16 protein-coding genes are annotated in these 22,694 nt (G+C 69.7%); 12 read left to right on the top strand and 4 right to left on the bottom strand.

What is annotated here, in order from left to right; translation table 11 throughout:
- Window positions 1–14: 14 nt before the first annotated feature.
- Genes CY652_RS18740 through CY652_RS18705 form a run of 8 tightly spaced genes read left to right on the top strand, consistent with a single transcriptional unit; the run spans window position 15 to window position 12,865 of the window.
- Entirely contained in the window at window positions 15–1,892 is a 1,878-nt protein-coding gene (locus CY652_RS18740; RefSeq protein WP_258002365.1) for an extracellular solute-binding protein, read from the top strand.
- Window positions 1,893–1,907: 15 nt separating this feature from the next.
- Complete coding sequence (locus tag CY652_RS18735) at window positions 1,908–2,957, top strand: microcin C ABC transporter permease YejB (RefSeq protein WP_102132219.1); 1,050 nt, start codon at window positions 1,908–1,910, stop codon at window positions 2,955–2,957.
- Window positions 2,911–4,026: an ABC transporter permease gene (locus CY652_RS18730; RefSeq protein ID WP_102132218.1), complete on the top strand. Its 1,116-nt coding sequence runs from the start codon at window positions 2,911–2,913 to the stop codon at window positions 4,024–4,026. The genes CY652_RS18735 and CY652_RS18730 overlap by 47 nt, the downstream gene beginning before the upstream one ends.
- Window positions 4,023–5,669 (top strand): ABC transporter ATP-binding protein, encoded by a 1,647-nt coding sequence (locus CY652_RS18725; RefSeq protein ID WP_258002364.1) that lies wholly within the window; start codon window positions 4,023–4,025, stop codon window positions 5,667–5,669. The genes CY652_RS18730 and CY652_RS18725 overlap by 4 nt, the downstream gene beginning before the upstream one ends.
- Window positions 5,666–7,108 (top strand): TldD/PmbA family protein, encoded by a 1,443-nt coding sequence (locus CY652_RS18720; RefSeq protein ID WP_374703675.1) that lies wholly within the window; start codon window positions 5,666–5,668, stop codon window positions 7,106–7,108. Before CY652_RS18725 ends, CY652_RS18720 begins: the two co-directional genes overlap by 4 nt.
- Window positions 7,108–8,466: a TldD/PmbA family protein gene (locus tag CY652_RS18715; protein ID WP_102132216.1), complete on the top strand. Its 1,359-nt coding sequence runs from the start codon at window positions 7,108–7,110 to the stop codon at window positions 8,464–8,466. Before CY652_RS18720 ends, CY652_RS18715 begins: the two co-directional genes overlap by 1 nt.
- On the top strand, window positions 8,463–9,626 hold the full coding sequence (locus tag CY652_RS24925; protein ID WP_258002363.1) for a GNAT family N-acetyltransferase: 1,164 nt from the start codon (window positions 8,463–8,465) through the stop codon (window positions 9,624–9,626). Before CY652_RS18715 ends, CY652_RS24925 begins: the two co-directional genes overlap by 4 nt.
- Before the next feature lie 14 nt (window positions 9,627–9,640).
- A complete protein-coding gene (locus tag CY652_RS18705; protein ID WP_102132215.1) occupies window positions 9,641–12,865 on the top strand; it encodes a multidrug efflux RND transporter permease subunit in 3,225 nt (1,074 codons plus the stop codon).
- Between the two features lie 180 nt (window positions 12,866–13,045).
- Here CY652_RS18705 and CY652_RS18700 read toward each other — a convergent pair whose 3' ends face one another.
- The 3 genes from CY652_RS18700 to CY652_RS18690 form a co-directional block, all read right to left on the bottom strand.
- Window positions 13,046–13,618, bottom strand: a complete 573-nt coding sequence (locus tag CY652_RS18700; RefSeq protein ID WP_102132214.1) for a cupin domain-containing protein — start codon at window positions 13,616–13,618, stop codon at window positions 13,046–13,048.
- 223 nt (window positions 13,619–13,841) lie between these two features.
- Window positions 13,842–14,285, bottom strand: a complete 444-nt coding sequence (locus CY652_RS18695) for a PaaI family thioesterase (RefSeq protein ID WP_102132213.1) — start codon at window positions 14,283–14,285, stop codon at window positions 13,842–13,844.
- A gap of 168 nt (window positions 14,286–14,453) precedes the next feature.
- Window positions 14,454–15,536, bottom strand: a complete 1,083-nt coding sequence (locus CY652_RS18690) for an AGE family epimerase/isomerase (protein WP_102132212.1) — start codon at window positions 15,534–15,536, stop codon at window positions 14,454–14,456.
- Window positions 15,537–16,013: 477 nt separating this feature from the next.
- On the opposite strand from CY652_RS18690, the gene CY652_RS24160 reads away from it, so the two are divergent.
- Entirely contained in the window at window positions 16,014–17,405 is a 1,392-nt protein-coding gene (locus tag CY652_RS24160; protein WP_146010145.1) for a hypothetical protein, read from the top strand.
- Window positions 17,406–17,606: 201 nt separating this feature from the next.
- Complete coding sequence (locus tag CY652_RS24545) at window positions 17,607–17,762, top strand: hypothetical protein (RefSeq protein WP_180970661.1); 156 nt, start codon at window positions 17,607–17,609, stop codon at window positions 17,760–17,762.
- A 307-nt stretch (window positions 17,763–18,069) separates the two neighbouring features.
- Here the strand turns inward: CY652_RS24545 and CY652_RS18670 are convergent, their stop codons facing one another.
- Window positions 18,070–19,092, bottom strand: coding sequence for a zinc-binding dehydrogenase (locus CY652_RS18670; RefSeq protein WP_102132208.1), 1,023 nt, complete (start codon window positions 19,090–19,092; stop codon window positions 18,070–18,072).
- 184 nt (window positions 19,093–19,276) lie between these two features.
- Here CY652_RS18670 and CY652_RS18665 point away from each other — a divergent pair, with 184 nt between their 5' ends.
- Together CY652_RS18665 and CY652_RS18660 are read left to right on the top strand one after the other, a co-directional pair.
- A complete protein-coding gene (locus tag CY652_RS18665) occupies window positions 19,277–19,891 on the top strand; it encodes a flavin reductase family protein (protein ID WP_102132207.1) in 615 nt (204 codons plus the stop codon).
- A 186-nt stretch (window positions 19,892–20,077) separates the two neighbouring features.
- Window positions 20,078–22,669 (top strand): penicillin-binding protein 1A, encoded by a 2,592-nt coding sequence (locus CY652_RS18660; RefSeq protein WP_102132206.1) that lies wholly within the window; start codon window positions 20,078–20,080, stop codon window positions 22,667–22,669.
- Window positions 22,670–22,694 lie beyond the last annotated feature (25 nt).

Genomic DNA, 22,694 nt, shown 5'->3' with positions numbered 1-22,694 from the left:
GAACCGCGGCGCGGATGGCTTCGCGCCGGCCCGCGCTCGCCCGGGCGCGCCGCGCGCGCGTCGGCGTCGCGGGCCTTCTGTGCGTGCTCGGGCTGCTGTGCGCGGCGACGCCGGGTTTCGCGAGTCCGTCGATCGCCGAGTACGACACGCCGAAGTATCCCGACAACTTCACGCACTTCGATTACGCCGACGCCGACGCGCCCGACACGGGCTCGCTGAACTTCGAGAATTACAACGAGCTGACGAGCTACGATTCGCTGAATCCGTTCCTCGTCGTCGGCAACCCTGCGCCGGACATCCAGAACCTGATGTTCGACACGCTGATGCAGCGTAGCTGGGACGAGCTGGCCTCGGAATACGCGCTGATCGCCGACGACGTGGAGGTGGCGCCGGACCGGATGTCGGCGACGTTCCGCATCGATCCGAGGGCGCGCTTCAACAACGGCGACCCGATCACGGCGGCCGACGTGAAGTATTCGTTCGACACGCTGAAGAGTCCGCAGGCCTCGCCGCTCTTCAACTCGGAGTTCTCGGTGATCCGGGACGCGAAGGTGATCGACCGGCTGACGGTGCGCTTCGACTTCATGACGAACGAGCGCGACGGGCCGCTGATCGCGGGCGATCTGCCGGTGTTCTCGCCGAAGTGGGGCATGCGCCCCGACGGCACGCGTCCGTCGTTCGACAAGATCGCGACGTCGGCGCCGATTGCGAGCAGCCCGTATCTGATCGAGTCGCGCAAGGACAACAAGACGATCACCTACGTGCGCGACCCGCACTACTGGGCGGCGAATCTGCCGTCGCGGCGCGGAATGTTCCGCTTCAGGCGCATCACGTTCAAGCTGTATGCCGACCTGTACACGTCGCTCGAAGCGTTCAAGGCCGGCGACGTCGACGCCCGGATGGAGTATTCGTCGAACATGTGGGCGCGCCAGTACATCGGCAAGAACTTCCGCAACGGGATGCTCGCGAAGGCGACGTTCCCGGACGGCCCGGCGCAGATGCAGGGCTTCTGGATCAACACGCGCCGGCCGAAGTTCCAGGACCCGCGCGTGCGCGAAGCGCTCGCGCTCGCGTTCGACTACGACTGGATGAACCGGATGCTGCTCTGGGGGCAGTACCGGCGCACGAACAGCTATTTCGACGCGAGCCCGTTCGCGGCGACGGGCCTGCCGGACGCGGACGAGCTGAAGCTGCTCGAACCGTTCCGCAGCCAGTTGCCGCCGGCCGTGTTCGGTCCCATGATCAGACAGCCGACCACGCTGCCGCCGCATTCGCTGCGCGCCAACCTGCGCGAGGCGCGCGACCTGTTCGCGCAGGCCGGCTGGCACTACCGCGACGGCGCGCTGCGCGACGCGCAGGGCACGCCGTTCACGGTCGAGGTAATCGACGACGAGCCGGGCATGGACCGCCTGATCCTGCCGTATCTGCAGGCGCTGAACACGCTCGGCGTGCAGACGGGTTTCCGCGAGCTGGACAGCGCGCTCTACATGAAGCGGCTCGACAATTTCGACTTCGACCTCACGACGCAGATCTATCCGCCCGTCACGATTCCGGGCTCGGAACTGCTGCAGCGTTTCGGCAGCAAGGCCGCGAACGAAATCGGCTCGATGAACTATTCGGGCGTGCACTCGAAGGTCGTCGACGCGCTCGTCGACGACGTGCTCAAGGCCAACACGATCGGCGAACTCGAGACGGCCACGCACGCGCTCGACCGCGTGCTCATCAACCTGTATCTCGTGGTGCCGCAGTACTACCTGCCCAACGCGCGGATCGGCTACAAGACGACGCTCGGCCACCCGCAGGTCATTCCGACGACGTACCAGTACGAGGACTGGATCATCGACTACTGGTTCGTGAAGCATCCCGACGCGCAGGCGCCGGGCTTGACGTAACACCGAGGAGCACCGATGTTTGCCTACATAATCAGACGGCTGTTGCTGATGATCCCCACGCTGATCGGCGTGGTGACGCTCACCTTCGTCGTCACGCAGTTCGTGCCCGGCGGCCCCGTCGAGCAGATGGTCGCGCAACTGCGCCATGGCAGCGCGCACGGCGAGGTCGGCAGCGGGGGCGGCGGCTACCACGGCAGCCAGGGCGTGGACCCGCAGCAGATCGAGGAGATCAAGAAGCAGTACGGCTTCGACAAGCCGCCGCTCACGCGCTATCTCCTGATGCTGAAGAATTACGCGACGTTCAATCTCGGCAACTCGTACTACCAGCACGCGACGGTCTGGCACGTGATCCTCTCGAAGCTGCCCGTCTCGATCACGCTCGGCATCTGGACCGTCGTGCTCACCTACCTGATCGCGGTGCCGCTCGGCATCGCGAAGGCGGTGCGCAATGGCTCGCGCTTCGACACGATCTCGAGCGCGATCGTGCTCGTCGGCTACGCGATTCCGGGCTTCGTGCTCGGCGTGCTGCTGCTGATGCTGTTCGGCGGCGGCACGTTCTGGCAGTTGTTCCCGATGCGCGGGCTCACCTCCGACGACTTCGGGGACCTCTCGGCGTTCGGCAAGGTGCTCGACTACCTCTGGCACATCGTGCTGCCGGTGACGGCCTCGGTCGTCGGCAACTTCGCGATCGTCACGATCCTCACGAAGAACACCTTCCTCGACGAGATCGGCCGGCAGTACGTGCTGACCGCGCGCGCGAAGGGCGCGCCCGAGCGCGACGTGCTCTGGAAGCACGTGCTGCGCAACGCCGCGATTCCGCTCCTGACCGGCCTGCCGACCGCATTCGTGGGCGCGTTCCTGAACGGCAACCTGCTGATAGAAACGCTTTTCTCGCTCGACGGCATGGGGCAACTGGCCTACGACTCGGTGATCCGCCGCGATTACCCCGTCGTGCTCGGCTCGCTCTACCTGTTCACGCTGATCGGTCTCGTCACCAAACTTATCGCTGATGTCTGCTATGTCCTCGTCGACCCCCGTATCCAGTTCGGCAGCCTCGACCGCTGAGGCCGGCGCGCCGGCGTTTTCCGTCGCGGCGCCCTCGCCGTGGCGGCGCACCTGGCTGCGCTTCAAGGCCCAGCGGCTCGGCTACTGGAGCTTCATCATCTTCATCGTGCTGTTCGTGATCAGCCTGTTCGCGAACGTGCTCGCCAACGACCGGCCGCTCGTCGTCCGCTACGACGGGCATTACTACTTCCCGATCGTCAAGGACTACCCCGAGACGCTCTTCGGCGGCGATTTTCCGGCCCAGGCGAACTACCTCGACCCGTACATCCGCGAGAAGATCACGACGGGCGGCAACTTCGCGGTCTATCCGCCGAACCACTACCGCTACGACACGATCGACTATTTCGCGCAGCATCCGTTTCCGGCCGCGCCGTCGAGCAGCAACTGGCTCGGCACCGACCAGTTCGGCCGCGACGTGGTCTCGCGGCTCCTCTACGGGTTCCGGCTCTCGGTGCTGATGGCGATCGCGCTGACGATCTCGGGCGTCGCGATCGGCGTGCTGACGGGCGCGGTGCAGGGCTTCTACGGCGGACGCACCGACCTGATCGGCCAGCGTCTCGTCGAAATCTGGAGCTCGATGCCGGACCTCTATCTGCTCATCATCTTCGCGGCGATCTTCGAGCCGACGCTGTGGCTGCTGTTCATCCTGCTCTCGATGTTCGGCTGGCTCGTGCTGTCCGACTACGTGCGCGCCGAGTTCCTGCGCAACCGCTCGCTCGACTACGTGAGGGCGGCGCGCACCATGGGCCTCTCGAACTGGCAGATCATGTGGCGCCACGTGCTGCCCAACAGCCTCACGCCCGTCATCACGTTCCTGCCGTTCCGCATGAGCGCGGCGATTCTCTCGCTCACGAGCCTCGACTTTCTCGGCCTCGGCGTGCCGCCGCCGACGCCGAGCCTCGGCGAGCTGCTGCAGGAGGGCAAGAACAATCTCGACGCCTGGTGGATTTCGGTGTCGGCCTTCGCGGCGCTCGTGGTGACGCTGCTGCTGCTCACGTTCATGGGCGACGCGCTGCGCAACGCGCTCGACACGCGCGCGCGCGGCTCGGCATTCGGGGGAGGCAAATGATGAACGGCACGCCTCCCCTGCTGCAGATCGACGGCTTCTCGGCCCGCTTCGGCGAGCGGACCGTCGTGCACGAGCTGAGCCTGTCGATCGCGCGCGGCGAGCGCGTCGCGCTCGTCGGCGAATCGGGCTCGGGCAAGAGCGTGACTGCGCTTTCGGTCCTGCGTCTCGTCGCCGGCGCGCAGTACAGCGGCCGCCTGCTGTTCGACGGCGAGGACCTGCTCGCGAAGAGCGAGCGCGAGATGCGCGGCATTCGCGGCAGGGACATCGCGATGGTGTTCCAGGAGCCGATGACGGCGCTGAACCCGCTCTACACGATCGGCAAGCAGATCGCCGAGAGCCTGCGCCTGCACGAGGGCCTGCGCCCGAACGCGGCGCGCGCGCGCGGCATCGAGCTGCTGCGCCGCACCGGTATTCCGGAGCCGGAGCGCCGCATCGACAGCTTCCCGCACCAGCTCTCGGGCGGCCAGCGCCAGCGCGCGATGATCGCGATGGCGCTGGCGTGCCGCCCGCGCCTGCTGCTCGCCGACGAGCCGACCACCGCGCTCGACGTGACGGTGCGCCAGCAGATCGTCGACCTGCTGCTCGAACTCCAGGAGCAGGAGGCGGCCGCGCACGGCATGGCCGTGCTGCTGATCACGCACGATCTGAACCTCGTGCGCCGTTTCGCGCAGCGCGTGGCCGTGATGGAGAAGGGCGTGCTCGTCGAGACGGGCCGCACCGACGAGTTGTTCGCGAATCCGCAGCACCCGTACACGCAGCGGCTGCTCGACAGCGAGCCGAGCCGCGACGTCGATCCGGTCGCGCCGAAGGCGCCGATCCTCGTCGAGGCGAAGGGGCTCGCGATCGACTACCGGACCGCGGGCAAGGGCCTGAAAGGACTGTTCGGCGGCTCGACGTTCCGCGCGGTGCACGAGGCGAACCTGGTCTTGCGGCGCGGCGAGACGCTCGGGATCGTCGGCGAGTCGGGCTCGGGAAAATCGACGCTCGCCGCCGCCGTGCTCGGCCTGCAGCGTCCGGCCGCGGGCGAGATCATCGTCGACGGCGAAGGGCTCGACCCGCGCACCACGGCCGAGCGCCGCAAGCTCTATTCGCGCGTGCAGGTCGTGTTTCAGGACCCGTTCGGCTCGCTCTCGCCGCGCATGACGATCGAGCAGATCGTCGGCGAGGGCATCGAGATCCACCGGCCCGAAATCGCTGGCGAAAAGCGGCGCGCGCGCATCGCCGCGCTGCTCGACGAGGTCGGGCTGCCGGCCGACGCGATGCAGCGCTATCCGCACGAATTCTCGGGCGGCCAGCGCCAGCGGATCGCGATCGCGCGCGCGCTCGCGGTCGAGCCCGAGCTGATCGTGCTCGACGAGCCGACGAGCGCGCTCGACGTCTCGATCCAGAAGCAGGTGCTCGCGCTCCTGACCGGGCTGCAGAGGAAGTATCAGCTCAGTTATCTGTTCATCACGCACGACCTCGCGGTGATCCGCGCGATGGCGCACCGCGTGATCGTGATGAAGTCCGGGCGCATCGTCGAGGAGGGCGACACGCTCGACGTGATGGACGCGCCGAAACATCCCTATACGCAGGCGCTGCTCGCGTCGTCGCTGACGGTGCCGGCGGCGGGCGATGCCGCGCTGAAGGAGCCGACGCCATGACGAATCTTCGCCGGGACGACATGCTGCGCGCTGCCGGCGCGCTGGCCAATCGCGCCGATTTCTGGTCGCTGCGCGTGCTCGACGAGCGTTACGAGGAGCACGAGGTTCGCAACGACATCGCGCAGCCGCTGCGTCAGGACCGCGATCGCGGCGCCATGCTGATCGCCTGGGTCGGCGCGAGCGCCGGCTACGCGGCGACGGCCGACCTCTCGGCGGCGGGGCTGCAGGCCGCGCTCGACGCCGCGACCGCGCGCGCCGAGGCGAGCGCCGCGTGCTCGCTGATCGACCACCGGCAGCTCGCGCGGCCTGCGGCCAGCGGCGAGTATGCGTCGCCGGGCGTCGACGCGCCGTTGCCGGGCCGCGCCGAATGGCTCGACCGGCTCGGCCGCGAGTGCGCGGCCGCCGCGCTCGGCTCGCGCATCGTCGAGCGCTGCGCGAGCGTGCGCGTTACGCATAGCGAGCAGCTCTATCTGACGAGCGACGGCGTGCGGATCGAGCAGCAATTTCGCTACCTGTTGCCCGAGCTTTCGGTGACGGCGCACGCCGACGGCGAGACGCAGATCCGTTCGCTGGGCCGCTACGGCACGCTCGCGCAGGGCGGCATCGAGGTGCTCGACCGCTACGCGTTCGCGGGCTCGGGCGCGCGGATCGCCGACGAGGCGTTGCAACTGCTCGCCGCGCCGAACTGCCCGTCCGGGCCGCGCGATCTGCTGCTGATGCCGGACCAGATGATGCTGCAGATTCACGAGTCGATCGGGCACCCGCTCGAGCTCGACCGCATTCTCGGCGACGAGCGCAACTTCGCCGGCTGGAGCTTCGTGAAGCCCGAGATGTTCGGCCAGTACCGCTACGGCTCCGCGCTGCTCAACGTGACGTTCGACCCGTCGCTGCGCGAGGAGGCCGCGAGCTACGCGTTCGACGACGACGGCGCCGCCGCGACGAAGCAGTACCTGATCCGCGACGGCGTGCTCGAACGGCCGCTCGGCGGCACGCTTTCGCAGCAGCGCGCGGGGCTGCCCGGCGTCGCGAACGCGCGCGCGTCGAGCTGGAACCGGCCGCCGATCGACCGCATGGCGAACCTGAACGTCGAGCCCGGCGACAAGACGCTCGACGAGCTGATCGCCGGCATCGGGCACGGCATCCTGATGCGCACGAACACGTCGTGGTCGATCGATGACCATCGCAACAAATTCCAGTTCGGCTGCGAGTTCGGCCAGCTCATCGAGAACGGCAAGCTTGGGCCGGTCGTGCGCCAGCCCAACTATCGCGGCATTTCGGCAAGCTTCTGGCGCAGCCTGAAGGCCGTCGGCGACGCGAGCACGCGCGGCGTGTTCGGCACGCCGACGTGCGGCAAGGGCGAGCCCGCGCAGGTGATCCGCGTCGGCCACGCCTCGCCCGCCTGCGTGTTCGGCAACGTCGACGTATTCGGAGGCGCATGATGGTCGACAACGTTCGGAAAGGCGCCGCGGCGCCGGACTGGCAGGCGCGCTTCGAGGCGCTCGCGGCGGGCATCGAGGCGCAGCTCGCGCCGGGCGAGACCACGCTGCTCTCGTTCTCCGCCGAGGAATCGGATTTCATCCGCTTCAACCGCGCGCTCGTGCGCCAGATCGGCCGCGTCTCGCAGGGACGGCTCACGCTGCGGCTCGTCGCCGGCGCGCGCCAGGCGTATTCGACGTTCACGGTGTCGGGCGATCCGCATGCCGATCTCGACGATGCCAGCGCCGAGCTGGCCTTGCTACGCGAAAGCCTGCGCGATGCGTCCGACGACCCGCATCTGCTCTACGAGACCGCCGCCTGGCAGCATGCCTCGCGCACGCCGGGCCAACTGCCGGAGTCGGCCGCGCTCGTGCGTCTCGTCGCGGCATGCGCGAAGGGGCTCGACTTCGTCGGCTTTTACGCGGGCGGCACGATCGCGCGAGGGTTCGCCTCGTCGCACGGCACGCGCGGCTGGTACGAGGTCGCGAACTTCAGCTTTAGCTGGTCGCTTTACGACCCGAGCGGCCGCGCGATCAAGACGGGTTATGCGGGCGAGCACTGGAGCGACGAGGCGTTCGCCTCGCGCGTCGCGGCCGCCGCCGCGCGCCTGCCGGTGCTCGGCCGCGAGCCGAGGCGCCTCGCGCCGGGCCGTTATCGCGCCTTCCTCGCGCCGGCCGCGCTGGGCGAACTGTTCGACGTCGTCGCCTGGAGCGGGTTCTCGGCGCGCGCGAACGCGAGCGCGCGCAGTATCCTGCATCGGCTGCACGCGGGCGAGGCCGCGTTCGACCCGCGCGTCGGGCTGGCGGAGTCGCTCGAACTGGGCATCGCGCCCGGCTTCAACGAGGACGGCTATCGCCGGCAAAGCGTCGAGCTCGTGCGCGGCGGCCAGCGCGCGGGGCTGTTGACCGACGCGCGCAGCGCCCGCGAATACGGGCTCGCGCCGAACGGCGCGCCGGCCGGCGAATATCCGCGCTCGCTGGCGATGGCGGCCGGCACGCTCGCCGAGGCCGACGTGCTGAAGGCGCTCGACACGGGCATCTACGTCGGCAACCTCTGGTACGTGAACGTATCGGACCTCATGCATTGCCGCCTGACCGGGATGACGCGCTTCGCGACGTTCTGGGTCGAGCGCGGCGAGATCGTCGCGCCGCTCGAGGCGATGCGTTTCGACGACAGCCTGTACGGGCTGCTCGGCGACCGGCTCGAACAGATCGGTGCCCACGCGGAACTGCTGCCGAGCGACGACACGTGGGGCGAGCGTGCGACGGGCGGCAAGTGCCTGCCCGGCATTCTGACGAGCGGCTTCGAGCTGACGTTATGACGGCAGGCGCGCGCGAGAAAAAACCCCGTCCGCCGGGACTGACGCTGCGGGCGCTGCGCGTGGCCGACGCCGAGCGCGTCCATGCGCTGCATTCGCATCCGCTCGTGTTTCATCACGCGAACGTGCACATGCCCCACGCGCCCGTCGAGAAGACGCGCGAGTGGATCGAGAAGCTTGCGCCGTCGACCGTCGCGCTCGTCGCCGAAATCGACGGCACGCTGGTCGGCTGTGCGGAGCTCTACGCGGGCGCGAAGCGGCGCGCGCATACGGCGGACATCGGGATCAGCGTGCATCCCGACTGGCACCGGCGCGGCATCGGCACGGCGCTGCTCGGCGAGTTGCTCGACGTCGCCGACAACTGGCTCGGGCTGCGTCGCATCGAGCTCAGGGCGTTCGCCGACAACGCGCCCGCGCTCGCGCTGTACCGGCAGTTCGGCTTCGTCGTCGAGGCCCGCGAGCGCGGCGCCGTGATGCGCGACGGCGTGCTGGCCGACAGTCTCGCGATGGCGCGGCTGACCGGTTTCGCGGACGCGGCCCACGACGATGCAGTCGCCGACCCAGACCCGGCCGATGCGCAAGACGTGCAAGATGCGCGAACCGTGCGCGAGCGGGCCGACGGCCGCGCACGGGCCGCGCGCGCCGGCGTGTCGATCCGCGCCGTCGCGACCGACGACATGACGGCGCTGGCCGACATGATGGGCTTGCCCGGCGTGCGGCGCGACACGCTCGGCGTGTCGTACCGCACGCCGGAATCGATGCGGCAGTGGTTCGAGAAGCAGCAGAACGGCAACGGCATGGTCGGTCTCGTCGCGACGGCGGGCGATACGTCCGTGCCCGTCGGCCTCGCCGCGCTGACGTTCAGGCCGCCGCGCCGCACGCATTGCGCCTCGCTGCTGCTCTGTGTGCACGACGACTGGCAGGGGCGCGGGATCGGCGGCGCGTTGCTCGGCGCGCTCATGGAGTGCGCGGACCGTTCGTTCGGCCTGCGCCGCATCGAGTTGACCGTCTACGTCGACAACGCGCCTGCACTCGCGTTGTACCGCCGCGCCGGTTTCGGGATCGAGGGCCGCGCGCGGGGCTATGCGCTGCGCGACGGCGTGTATGCCGACGTTTACCGGATGGCGCGTCTCGCGCCGGCGGCGCCGTTCGACGCGCGCTGACGAGCGAGGTCCGGTTGCCGTCCTTCTTCATCGACCGTCCGGTTTTTGCGTGGATCGTGGCACTCGCCGTCGTGGTGGTGGGCCTGCTCGCGCTGCCGCAACTGCCTGTCGCGCAGTATCCGCTGCTCGCGCCGCCGCGCATCGTGATCACGACGACCTGGCCCGGCGCGGCGGCCGAAGTGACCGACGAGGACGTGGCGAGCATCATCGAGCAGAGCCTCGACGGCGCGGACGGCCTCATGTACTACGAAACGTCGAGCGACGCGCTCGGCGACCTCGAGATCGACGTGACGTTCCAGCCCGGCACGAATCCGGACATCGCGCTCGTCGACGTGCAGAACCGCCTCAAGCAGATCGAGGCGCGGCTGCCGCAGCAGGTCGTGCAGCAGGGCATCGACGTGGTGAAGGCCGCGAACACGTTCCTGATGCTCGTCTCGCTCACGTCGACTGACGGCTCGCGCGATTCGGCCGAGCTCAGCGACTACCTGAGCCGCTACGTGGTGCGCGAACTCAAGCGCGCGCCGGGCGTCGGCTCGGTCGAGCAGTGGGACGCCAACGAGGCCATGCGGATCTGGCTCGACCCGATCAAGCTGCGCGAATACGGGCTTTCGGCCGAGGACGTGACGAATGCCGTCAGCGCGCAGAACGCGCCCGTCACGGCGGGCACGATGGGCGACGCGCCCTACGTGCCCGGCCAGCAGATCGACGCGCCCGTGACGGTGAGGGGCCAGTTACTCTCGCCGGCCGAGTTCGGCCAGATCGTGCTGAAGGCGGAGCCCAGCGGCGCCGCCGTGCGTCTGGCCGACGTCGCGCGCATCGAGATCGGACGCGACAACTACACGTACTGGTCGCGCCTGAACGGCCGCCCGGCCGCGACGCTCGGCATCCAGCTCGGTCCGCGCGGCAACGCGCTCGAAACCTCGGAGGCGATCCGCGCGCGGCTCGCCGAACTCGCGAAGACGCTGCCGCCCGGCGTGGCGATCCAGATTCCGTTCGACACCGCGCAGTACGTGCGCGTCGCGATCCGCGAGGTCGCGATCACGCTCGCGGAGGCCGTGGCGCTGGTCTTCCTCGTGATGTGGCTGTTCCTGCGCGAGCTGCGCTACGCGCTCGTGCCGGCCGTCGTCATTCCGGTCACGCTGACGGGTACGCTCGCTATCCTCTGGGCGCTCGGGCTGTCGATCAACGTGTTCACGCTGTTCGGGCTCGTGCTCGCGATCGGGATGCTCGTCGACGACGCGATCGTCGTCGTCGAGAGCGTGCACCGCGCCATGGACGAAGGGCTCGCGCCGCGCGCGGCGACGCGCCGGGCGATGGGCCGAATCGGCGGCGCGATCGTCGGCGTGAGCGCCGTGCTGACGGCCGTGTTCGTGCCGATGGCGTTCTTTCCGGGCACCGTCGGCGGCATCTACCGGCAGTTCGCGGCGGCCATGATCTCGGCCATGCTCGTCTCGTCGTTCATGGCGCTCTCGCTGGCGCCGGCGCTGTGCGCGAACCATCTGAAAGCGCCCGGCGCGCGGTCCGGCACTGCGCTGCACCTGCCCGGCGGCCTCCGGGGTCTCGGCGCGAAATTCGGCGATCGTTTCGCGGCGGCGCTCGCGCGGCTCGCGAGCGGCTACCGCCGGCTCAACGTGCGCACGGCGCGTCGTCCGGGGCCGGCGTTCGTCGTGTATGCCGTGCTGCTCGCGCTGGGCGGTCTGCTGTACTGGAAGCTGCCCGGCGGGTTTTTGCCGACCGAGGACGAAGGGCAACTGCAGGTGATGATCCAGCTACCGGCCGGCGCGACGCTCGCGCGGACCGAGGCCGTCGTCGAGCGCACCGAGCAGATCCTGCGCGCGCAGCCCGGCGTCGCGAACATGACGAGCGTGCTGGGCTGGAGCTTCGCGGGTTCGGGGCAGAACGTCGGGATGGTGTTCGTTACGCTGACGGACTGGTCGCGGCGTATCGGCGCCGCCGCGCTGCGCGACAGGCTCAACAGGCAGTTCGACCGCATTCTCGACGCGCAGGTGATGACGATGCTGCCGCCCTCGGTGCCCGGCGTCGGGCATGCCGAGGGCTTCACGCTGCGCCTCGAGGATCGCGGCGGCGTCGGCGTCGAGGTGCTCAAGGCGGCGCGCCAGCAACTGGAAAATGCGGCAAGTAAGGACCCGATGCTGGCCCAGGTTTATGCCGAGGACCTGCCCGACGCGCCGCGCCTCGTGCTCGACGTCGACCGCGCGAAGGCCTATGCGCTCGGCGTGCCGTTCGACCGGCTCGCGAATCTGCTCGGCAACACGTTCGGCTCGAATTACGTGGACGATTTCCCGGCCGGCGGGCAGATGTATCGCGTGCTGATCGCCGCCGACGCGCCCACGCGGATGACGAGCGAGGATCTGATGGACATGGCCGTCGAGAACGCGACGGGGCAGATGGTGCCGCTCTCGGCGTTCGTCACGCCGCACTGGGGCATGGGGCCCGTGATGCTGACGCGCTACAACGGCTATCCCTCGCTCGACCTCGAGGCGCGCGCGGCGGACGGCTACAGCTCGGGCGCGGCGATGGCCGAACTCGCGCGGCTCGCCGCGGCGAACCTGCCGCTCGGCATCGCCTACGACTGGGTCGACGCCGCGCGTGAGCAGACCGAGGCCGCGCGGGTCACGCCGCTCCTCGTCGGTCTTTCCGTGCTCGCGGTGTTCATGGCGCTGGCCGCGCTCTACGAGAGCTGGACCGTTCCGTTCGTCGTGCTGACGGTGCTGCCGCTCGGCGTGTTCGGCGCGCTCGCGGCCGCGACGCTGCGGGGGCTGCCGAACGACGTGTACTTCAAGGTCGGCATGATTACCGTGATCGGGCTCGCCGCGAAGAACGCGATCCTGATCGTGCAGTTCGCGCACGACCTGCGCCGGCGCGGCGCGCCGTTGCGGCGGGCCGTCTGCGAAGCGGCGGCGGCGCGCCTGCGGCCGGTCCTGATGACCTCGGCCGCGTTCGTGCTCGGCGTTCTGCCGCTCGTGTTCGCCGACGGCGCGGGCGCCCAGAGCCGGCGCTCGATCGGCACCGGCGTGTTCGGCGGCATGCTGGCGGCGACGGTGCTGGGCCTCGTGTTCGTGCCCGTCGCGTACCGCGCCATCGCGCGGCTCGGCAGCAGCGCGCCGCGAACGGCGGGCGACGACGGCGCGGACCCCGCGGACGAGCCGCCGGTCGATTCCGGTGCAATCGGTGAAATCGGCGCGTCGAATCGCAGACAACAGGGAAATGCGGTCTGAGGCGGGCGGGGACGCGCGGAATCCGGGGTTGCGTGCCCGACGTTTGTCACGAACAGGGGAAATATCGAAGCGGGCGGGCGGCCGGAAAAACGCCCGGGAAATGAAGGAAACGCAGAAAAGAAAGGCGCGGCGGCCGGTGCCGATGCGCGGCGAAGGCGCCGTGTCCGAAAACGCCGGCGGCTAGAAAAGCCGCGGCGTGCCGACCCACACGAGTACCGTTTCTTCGTCGGCCGTGTTGGTCCAGCTATGCGGAACCGTCGATTCGTAGTGGGCGCTGTCGCCATGGCGGAGCACGAACGACTTGCCCTCCAGCGTCAGCGTGACTTCGCCTGAGAGCACGTGCAGGAATTCCTCGCCGGCGTGGGTCGTCACTTCGCTCGGGCGCTGCCCCGGCGGCATGCGCACGAGGATCGCCTCGAGCTGCCGGCCGCCCGTCGGGTTGGTCAGGCGTGCGAATAGATCGGCCGAATCGGAAAAGCGGAAAAATTTCAGGTTGTCCTGACGACAGACGCAGCCTTCTTCCGTCGGTGCGTCGACGAAATAGCTGACCGGCACGCCCAGCGCGCTTGAGATGCCCACGAGCGAGGTGATGGACGGGCTGGCCAGATCGCGTTCGACCTGGGAGAGGAACGGTTTGGAAAGTTGGGCACGCTGTGCGGTGTCCTCGAGCGTCTGCCCTAATCGTTTTCGCAATGCGCGGATTTTGCTGCCGAGAGAATTAGCGGGGGGGGATTCGACGTTTTTCGCTGCCATGAACGACTCGGGGTGTGGTCCTGTGGTCCACCAGGAAGCGCCCCGGCGGCTATTATGATGAAGTCTTGTAAGCTGAGGCCTATGATAGGGGCTCTACCGGGTCGTGTCCACCGCGTGGACAGGCGCGATGCGTGTCCGTTCGTTACGCGGCATGCGATCGTCCGGTTCGCCGTGCGTGGATGCGAGAAGCATGTTGCGCCGCGTTCGGCGTGGCCTGCCGGCGTCAGACGACGCGCGTGAGCGCGACCCGTTCTTCGGTGTCGTTCATCCGGCTGACCGTTCCCTGTGCCAGCGCGACGAGCCGCTCGCCGCCGCCGTCCATCACGAATACGCTGCACTGGCAGATGGCCTGCTGCCGGCCCGCATGTACGACCTGCGCGCGCGCCATCAGCGTGCCGTTGAGCGCGGGCCGCAGATAGTTGATCTTGTATTCGCCCGTCACCACGCGCGGTCCGAGCGCGAGCGCACCCGCGAACGTGAGCGCATTGTCGGCGAGATAGCTGACGACCCCGCCGTGCACGAAGCCGTGCTGCTGTCTGAGTTCGTCGCGCACGGGCAGGCGCAGGGTCAGCTCGTTCTCGCCGACGTGCGCGAGCTCGGCGCCGAGCAGCATGCTGAAGGGCTGCGCGTGCAAGGCGCCGCGTGCCCGATCTGCCAGATCTGTCATGGTCGGATTCCCCGGGATCTCGCCCGCACGGTGTCCACCACAATGTAGGAAGCGGGGCGCCGCAGCGCAAGTCGAATTGCAGGCCGGCGCGGACGACGGCCGCGCGGGATGCGCAGGGAATGTCGAAGCGGCGGTCCGGCATGGAGTTCCGATGCCGGACGGATTCGCTCAGGCCGGCATGGCCATGTACGCGCCGAGCAGGTGATAGGGCGTGGTGGACGGCATGTCGGCGCGCGTCACCTCGCCGGTGGCGCTGCAGCATTCGACCCATCCGTACGGCTTCAGGAAGCGCGCGGCGAACCGTTCGGCCTGGCCGGGCAGACCGGCGCGCACGGCATCGTCGTCGTGCACGGCGACGGCGCGCAGATATTCGGTCTGCGCCCAGATGCGCTGGGTCGAATCGAGCACGCGGCCCTGCTCGTCGAGCGCGGCGCATACCGCGCCCGTTTCCCGGTCGATGCCGTGCCGCACGGCAAACGGGAACGCGCGCGCGAGCGCCGCGTCGAGGCCCGATGTGCCGAGGCAGCCGGCCGCGCGCCCCGCCAGATAGAACCACTCGAATTGATGGCCCGGTTCGAGCCGGTTCTCTGGCGCGCCGATCGGCAACTCGGCGATGCAGCCCGTCGGTTCGTGCAGAAACGTGCGCGCGATGCCTTCGGCGAGTTGCGCGATGGCGGTGTCGAACGCGGCGTCGCCGGTCGCCTCGCGCGCCGCGAGCCAGGCTTCGGTCAGGTGCATCAGCGGGTTTTGCAGCGGCATGCCGGGGACCGCCGCGAAGTCGGCCGGCAGCGCCGCGCTGAAGAGACCGTCGGGCGTCGCGAAGCGATCGACGATCAGCGCCGTGGTGCGATGCACGACGGCGAGCGCGTCGGCCGAGCCGAAGCGCTGGCCGTAGACCGCGCAGGCGAACACGACGAACGCGTGCGTGTAGAGGTCCTTCGTGGTATCGAGCGGCGCGCCCTGCGCATCGACGCTGTAGAACCATCCGCCGTGGCCGCGATCCTCGAAATGGCGCAGCAGCGTGTCGAACAGCGTATGCGCGTGGTCGGCGTCGCCCGTCTGCGAAAACACGAACAACTGGCGCGCGCAGGCCATCGCGCGATAGCGGACGACGGGCAACGGCTGCCGGTTGGCGTCGAGCGCCTCGTAGGGCAGCCGCAGCGCGGCGTCGAAGCCGGGACCGCGCCACAGCGGCAGCACGGTTTGTCCGAAATGCTCGCGCAGCGGGGCCGCGCAGGAAATGGCGTTCATGGGATGCAAGCCGGCAGGCGGCCGGTCGGCGCATTGCGCCGGTTGCCTGGCTCAGCGGGAAAAAAACGAAGACTCGCGATTGTACGCTGGGCGGGGCGCAGAGCCGATCGGCACCGGTTGCTCGCGCGCCGGCATGCCGGTTTCGACGCAGGCGGAGCGAAAACAGGCCGGTTTAGGCCGGTTGAGGCGGCGAACGAAAACACGGCAGACGAGAACGGCGGTTGAAGGCAGCGGGTAAAGACAGCGGTTGAAGCGGCGGACGAAAACGGCGCGTCGGCGTGCTGGCCAAAAACGTGTCGGCAGCGCGGGGCGGGCATGCGACAATTCGATCTCGAAAAAACGCATACCGGCAGGCGTGGCGCTCAGGCGGACCGCCCATGCCGCGATACCCGCCCCGTTTCCCCCATGGCAGATTCCCCAGCATCCCGTTCCCCGCGCGGCGCCTCGACAAAGCGGCGCGCCGCGGACGCCTCGCCCGTGTCGGCCGAAACCGAAGACAAGCTCGCGCGCGCCGTGCAGTCGGCGCAACGTCTCGCACAACTGAGCGACGTGCCGCGCGACGACGGCACGCTCGACCTGTTTCCCGACGATCCGACGCGCGCGCTCGTCGAGTCGATGACGATCGACGTGAGGCAGGGCACGCTGTCCGGCTTCGAGTTGCCGGAGGTAGTGCGCTCGGCTGTCGAGGCCGCGCAGGATGCGGCGCAGCGGGGCGTCGGGCCGGCTTCGGCGGCGCCGGCGCGGCGCCCGGCCCGGCCGGCGAAGCGCGATATCGCGGCGCCAGCGGGCGACGATGCGCGGTTGCCGGTTGAGGTTGACGCGGGAGCGGAAGGAGCGGGCGGCCGTGCGTCGTCGGAAGCGGCTCTGGCAGGCGCGGCCCGGGCGGCGGCGGCGATGGCATCGGAGGAACGCGCGGTCGGAGCGACTGTCGTTTTTGCCGATGCCGATGCCGATGCCGATGCCGATGCCGATGCCGATGCCGATGCCGATGCCGATGCGCACTCGCACGACGGGACGGTGCCGCCGGCCGGCCCGGTTTCCGTTACGGCTGAGCCCCGTTGGGACGCATCCACGGCGAAAGGCGAGGCAGACCATGCGCGTGCCGCGCGCGAGGCCGCGCTCGCCGCCGCTACGGTTGCAGCGGCGGCGGACATGAAAGAACCGGCGGCGGATCATCCCGTTCCGGTCGAGACGCCGCCGGAAAGCGCGCCGGCCGCCGCGAAGCCGACGGGTCTGCCGGAACGGACAGGCACGGCGAGCGTCGCGTCCGCCGCCGGCCCGACGTCGCCGGCTTCCGGTTCCCCGCGTCCCGGGACGGGCGCCGCCTCGCCATCGTCGCCCGGCATCGGCCGTTTTGCGGCGTCGCCGTCGGCCGGGATCGCGCGCGGTGCGGCCTCGACGGCCCACATGGCCGCCCGGACGGCGGTGCCGCCCGTGCCGCCGGCCGTCGCCGCGGGCGGCGCGCGTCCCGAACTCGACCGGGCGCGCGCCACGGCCTTCGCCGATACCGTCGATGCGCTCTACGGCGTGATCGCGGACCAGCGGCGCACGAGCGCCGCCCACGCGAGGCGGATGAACGGGATTCTTTCGATCGCGGTCGCCGTCCTCGTCGTGACGGCCGGGATCGGCGTGGCGCAGACGCTGTTGCTTTCCCGTCTCGCGCGGCAGGCGGCGGTCCAGCAGCAGCGCGTCGAGCAGACGATGCGAGATCAGCAGGTGGCGTTCGCCGACGCGCTCGCGCGCGTGGCGGCACGGCCGCCCGCGCCGGCGGCCGTGCCGGACGCGGCGTCGGCGCTCGCGGCCCATCGGCCGGTCCAGCATGGCGCAACGAGGGGGCGTCGGCACCGGCCGCGGACGGCGACGCGTTAAAGCACGTGCTAAAGGGACAGGCGGAAAAGAAGCGTGATGACCCTACGTGTTGCCATGACGCAACGCATAAATCCATTCCGCATGGATGCGTCCGGATGTCGCAGGTTAATTATTCTGACACGCTAGTCATGGCTCAGGGAAAACCCTATAATTTGTTCATAGGGAAAACCCTTATCAATGTCTGGTCAACCGGGAGTCGCCATGAACTACATCCTCGCACTGTTCCAAAAGGTGAGCGACCTCTTCGCCGCGCCTTTCCTGCCGATGAGCGCCAAGTACGCTTACGTTCCGTATCGCACCGAAGCGGAGCGCATCCGCCGCGCGCAGCAGGCTTCGCGTTCGGGCCTTCCGCGTTGATGGATCGCCTCCCGCTACCCCTGGCGTAGCGGGGCGGATTGATCGCATGGCGGGGCCGGCTCTCGAAAGAGAGCCGGCCCCGTCGCGTTTACGGCGCAAGGCCGGGCGCCATGCGGCGATACCGTAGCCCCGCCATGGGGCGAGGCTTGCCCACCCGTCGCATCCCGGGCGAAAACCGTTGCGCGTCAGCGGTTTGCCCGGCGTGTACGCAGCTTGTCCACATTGCTGTCAACAGAAACTGTGGATAAATACCAGTGACCCTGCTCCAGGATGGCGCACGGCGGCGCCGACCTCTCCGACCCGGCCCTCAGATCCGGATCAACTGCTTGCCCTCGTTCGTGCCCGCGCGTAGCGCGGCGAGCGCGGCGGGCAGCGCGTCGAATGCGTGCGTCGCGATTTCCGGCAATGCCAGGTTGCCGATCCGAAGCTGCGCCATCAGGCGTTCGCCGTCGGCGCGCCACGACTGCCAGTCCTGCGGGCTCGCGTGCGCATGGGCGCTGTTGAGCGCGACTTCGTGCAGCGAGATCGCGGTCGTGAACGGCGCGAGCGGCGCCGCTTCGAGGCGGTCCTGAATGCAGACGAGGTGGCCGTTGTAGCCGACGTGCGGCGCGAGGCTGCGCGCGTGCGTGCCGCTCACCGTGTCGAACACGGCGAACAGGCGCCGCGCGCCGAGCGCCGTCTGCAGGCGCGCCGTCCAGCCCGCTTCGCGATAATCGAAGACGCCGGCCGCGCCCAGCGCCGCGAGCTGGTCGTGATGCTTCGGCGAGGCCGTCGCCCAGACGCGCCAGCCGTGCCGCAGCGCCAGTTGCACGAGGATCAGCCCGACCGCGCCGCCGGCGCCGCTCACGAGCACGTCGCGCCCCGGCGTGTCCGGCGTATCGGGCACCTTGCGCAGCGCCTGCCAGGCGGTCAGGCCGGGGCAGGGCAGACAGGCCGCGAGCTCGTCGGAGAGCGTGTCGGGCACGGCCAGCAGGCAGTCGGCGCGCACGACGGTGTACTGCGCGAAGCTGCCGTCGTGCGCGAGACCCTGGTGGTACGCGTAGCGCGCGCCGACGGCGAGCGTCACGCCGTCGCCCACGGCCGCGACGGTGCCGACGCCGTCGACGCCCGGCACCCGGCCCGGCTGCCACGCGGGATGGCCGGCCTGGACGATTTTCCAGTCCACGGGATTGAGCGCGGCGACGCGGTTCGCGATCAGCACTTCGCCGGCCGCCGGCAACCGGAGCGTCTTGCGCTGCAGTTGCAGCGCGTCGGGCGTGCCGGGCTTTTGCCAGGTCCAGGCGAGGTAGTCGGTCGGCAAGGGCGGGCGGTCGTTCTGCGGGTTGGGCATGACGGGTTCTTCCTGGATGGGTTCGCGGGCCGGAGTCGATGGGCTGCATCCGGATTGCGTCCGGGCTGCATTCGCTCCACGCAAGCGGACCCGGCGCACGCGGTTTCGAAAGCGAAATATCATAAGCCGTGACACGAAGACCCCGCGCCGCCGCCGGCTACCCGAACGCTCCTTCTTTCCGACCATGACCGACACCTACTTCTACGATCCCCTCGAAGGCCACGGCCTGCCGCACGACCCGTTCAAGGCGATCGTCGCGCCGCGCGCGATCGGCTGGATTTCGAGCCGCTCGCCGGACGGCATTGCGAACCTCGCGCCCTACAGCTTCTTCGGCGCGTTCGCGACGTTCCCGCCGATCATCGGTTTCTGCAGCGAAGGCCGCAAGGACAGCGTGAGCAACATCGAGGCGACCGGCGAGTTCGTCTGGAACTTCGTCTCGCGGCCGCTCGCCGAACAGATGAACCGTACTTCGGCGCCCGTCGCGCCCGAGGTCGACGAGTTCGCGCTCGCGGGGCTCACGGCCGTGCCGGGGCGCAACGTCTCGGTGCCGCACGTCGGCGAGGCGCCCGCCGCGCTCGAATGCCGGCTGCTTCAGGTGATCCGGCTGCATACGCTCGACGGCGCCCCGCTCGACAACTGGCTCGCGCTCGGGCAGGTGGTCGGCGTGCACATCCAGCCGGCCTTCCTGAAGGACGGGTTGTTCGACACGCATGCCGCGCAGCCCGTCATGCGCGCCGGCTATCTGGCCGACTACGCGAACATCGGCGAGATGTTCCGGATGTTCCGGCCGAAGGCCTGACTGCGCGGGCATCGGCGCCGACCCCGGGTCCACCCCGGGCCGACACCAAGGCGACCCCGGGGCGGACATCCGCTCCAACGCGGGCCCGACACCGGCCCGGGTCCGGTCGCGCATTCCCGCTTCGGTTGCGGGACGCGACGGCGAGTTTGATACGATGCACGCTTTTCCTGCCGGTTTTCCGCCCGCGTGAAGCGTCGATTCCTCTCGTTCGTCCGCGACCGCGCCGCGCAATGCGCGGCGCGCGTCCAGTCTGCTCTCCCGGCCGTCGTCGCCCGCGCGCGGCCCTTCGTTGCCGCCGCGCTCCATCGCCTGCGGCACCCCACGCGACGCGGCGTTGCGCTGACGCTGGTCGCCGTGCCCGTGCTCCTCGGGCTCTACACGCTCGCGCTGATCCCGTTCACGCCGAGCATCGGCGACATCCGCAAGGCCCGCGTCGACGAGCCCGCGCAGATTCTCTCGGCCGACGGCAAGCTGCTCGCCGTGTTCCAGCCCGGCAACCGCGAGTGGGTGCCGCTCTCGAAAATCTCGCCGTACATGGTCGATGCGCTGATCTCGACCGAGGACCACCGCTTCTACGAGCACCACGGCATCGACTGGCGGCGCACGGCCTCGGCCGCGCTGCATACGTTCTCGGGCGATCGCCAGGGCGGCTCGACCATCACGCAGCAGCTCGCCCGCAACCTCTATCCCGACCAGATCGGCCGCGCGCCCACGCTCACGCGCAAGCTCAAGGAAGCGATCACGGCGTTCAAGATCGAGGCCGTCTACAGCAAGGACCAGATTCTCGAAACCTATCTGAACACGGTGCCGTTCCTCTACAACGCCTACGGCATCGAGATGGCCGCGCGCACCTACTTCGGCAAGTCGGCGGACCAGCTCGACATCCTCGAGAGCGCGACGCTCACCGGCATGCTCAAGGGCAACAGCTACTACAACCCGGTGCTGAACCCCGAGCGCGCGCTCGCGCGGCGCAACATCGTGCTCGGGCAAATGGTCAAGTACGGGCGGCTCTCGCCCGCCGCCTACGAGCGGCTCCGGAAACAGCCGCTGGGCGTCGACTTCGAACCGCAGACCGAGTCGCCCGGTCCCGCGCCGCACTTCGCGCAGCAACTGCGCAAGTGGCTCATCGCCTGGGCCGACCGCAACGGCTACAACATCTACGCGGACGGCCTCGTCGTGCACACGACGATCGACTCGCGGCTGCAGGCGCTGGCGAACGAGGCCGTGCGCCAGCAGACGAACCGGCTGCAGGCCGCGATGAGCGGCACCTGGAACGGCTGGTCGGGCTGCACGCCCGGCAACGACCTGTTTCGCACGTTCATGCGCGAGTCGCCCGACTATCGCGCGGCGCGCTCGGCCGGGCAGCCGGATGCGGACGCACTGAAGCATCTCGCCGCCGACCGTGCGTTCATGCATCAGCTCTGCACCGACAAGACCACGGTACAGGCGGGCTTTCTCGCCATCGATCCGCGCAACGGGCAGATCAAGGCGTGGGTCGGCAGCCCCGACTTCAGCGACGAGCCGTTCGATCACGTCCAGCAGGCGCGCCGCCAGCCGGGCTCGACGTTCAAGCCGTTCGTCTACGGCGCGGCGTTCGCCGAGGGCGCGACGCCCGACGACACGTTCATCGACCAGCCGGTCTCGATTCCGCTGCCGGGCGGCGAGGTCTGGCAGCCCAGCGACGACGTGCCGCCGAGCGGCCGTCCGATGACGCTGCGCGACGCGCTCGCGTATTCGCGCAACCGCATCACGGCGCAACTGATGGAGAAGGTCGGGCCGCAGCCGGTGGTGCGGCTCGCGCGCGCGATGGGCGTGCGCGACAGCCAGCTCGACGCGGTGCCCTCGCTCGCGCTCGGCACGAGCCCGGTGACGCTCAAGGAGATGGTGTCGGCCTACAGCACGATCGCCGACGACGGCGCATACCTCGAGCCGCGCATGGTGACGAGCATCGACGACCGCAACGGCCGCGTGCTGGCCAGTTTCGCGCCGCCGTCGCCCGAGCAGGCGCTGCCGGTCGCGGCCGACCGCACGCTGCTCGACGTGATGCGCGGCGTCGTCAATCGAGGCACGGGCGTCGGCATCCGCACGCGCTTCGGCATTCGCGCGGACGTGGCCGGCAAGACCGGCACCACGCAGAACAACTCGGACGGCTGGTTCATCCTGATGGACCCGCAACTGGTGGCGGGCGCCTGGGTCGGCTTCGACGACGGCCGCGTGACGCTGAACGGCGAGGGCGCGCATACGGCGCTGCCGATCGTCGGCACGTTCTTCCAGCACGCGCTGCGCGCGCGGATCGTCGATCCGCATGCGCGCTTCGTCACCGCCGCGCCGACGCCGGGCGCGTTCGAGACGTTCCGCGAGCGGCTGCGCGCCTGGATCGGGCACGTGTTCGCGCGCTCGCCGAAGGTCGAGACCCCGCCGCCGCGGCCCGCGCCGAAACGGGCCGCGAGCGCGCCGGCGCCGGTCCAGCCGGCCTCGGGCGAGGCGCTGCCGCCGATTCTGCCGTCGACGTCCGGGGCATCGGCTGCGTCCGCGGCGCCGGCCGCATCGGCTGCCGCGGCTGCGTCAGCCCCATCTAGCGCGTCGGCGCCCGTGACGGCGGAGCCGCCGCTTCTCGCGCCGACGCCCGCGCCGGAAACGTCCGGCGCGCAGCCGGCCATGCCGTTCCCGTCGGAGGAGACGGCGCCCGACGAGCCGACGCCGACGCCCGACGTGCCGGAGGACGGCGCGTCGGATACGTCTGATACGTCGGGCAACGGAGATCAGTCGGGGCAGTGAGCCGTAAGCCGTAAGCGGCGGGTCG

The organism is Burkholderia sp. WAC0059 (assembly GCF_002870125.1).
Classification (GTDB): domain Bacteria; phylum Pseudomonadota; class Gammaproteobacteria; order Burkholderiales; family Burkholderiaceae; genus Paraburkholderia.
The sequence above is the reverse complement of the archived record's forward strand: the minus strand, read 5'-3'. Positions and strand labels throughout refer to the sequence as shown.

Bases quoted from the DNA above. Each gene is read 5' to 3' on its own strand.
- CY652_RS18740 (WP_258002365.1), top strand. From the start codon at position 15: ATGGCTTCGCGCCGGCCCGCGCTCGCCCGGGCGCGCCGCGCGCGCGTC.
- CY652_RS18735 (WP_102132219.1), top strand. From the start codon at position 1,908: ATGTTTGCCTACATAATCAGACGGCTGTTGCTGATGATCCCCACGCTG.
- CY652_RS18730 (WP_102132218.1), top strand. From the start codon at position 2,911: ATGTCCTCGTCGACCCCCGTATCCAGTTCGGCAGCCTCGACCGCTGAG.
- CY652_RS18725 (WP_258002364.1), top strand. From the start codon at position 4,023: ATGATGAACGGCACGCCTCCCCTGCTGCAGATCGACGGCTTCTCGGCC.
- CY652_RS18720 (WP_374703675.1), top strand. From the start codon at position 5,666: ATGACGAATCTTCGCCGGGACGACATGCTGCGCGCTGCCGGCGCGCTG.
- CY652_RS18715 (WP_102132216.1), top strand. From the start codon at position 7,108: ATGGTCGACAACGTTCGGAAAGGCGCCGCGGCGCCGGACTGGCAGGCG.
- CY652_RS24925 (WP_258002363.1), top strand. From the start codon at position 8,463: ATGACGGCAGGCGCGCGCGAGAAAAAACCCCGTCCGCCGGGACTGACG.
- CY652_RS18700 (WP_102132214.1), bottom strand. From the start codon at position 13,618: ATGGCAGCGAAAAACGTCGAATCCCCCCCCGCTAATTCTCTCGGCAGC.
- CY652_RS18695 (WP_102132213.1), bottom strand. From the start codon at position 14,285: ATGACAGATCTGGCAGATCGGGCACGCGGCGCCTTGCACGCGCAGCCC.
- CY652_RS18690 (WP_102132212.1), bottom strand. From the start codon at position 15,536: ATGAACGCCATTTCCTGCGCGGCCCCGCTGCGCGAGCATTTCGGACAA.
- CY652_RS24545 (WP_180970661.1), top strand. From the start codon at position 17,607: ATGAACTACATCCTCGCACTGTTCCAAAAGGTGAGCGACCTCTTCGCC.
- CY652_RS18670 (WP_102132208.1), bottom strand. From the start codon at position 19,092: ATGCCCAACCCGCAGAACGACCGCCCGCCCTTGCCGACCGACTACCTC.
- CY652_RS18665 (WP_102132207.1), top strand. From the start codon at position 19,277: ATGACCGACACCTACTTCTACGATCCCCTCGAAGGCCACGGCCTGCCG.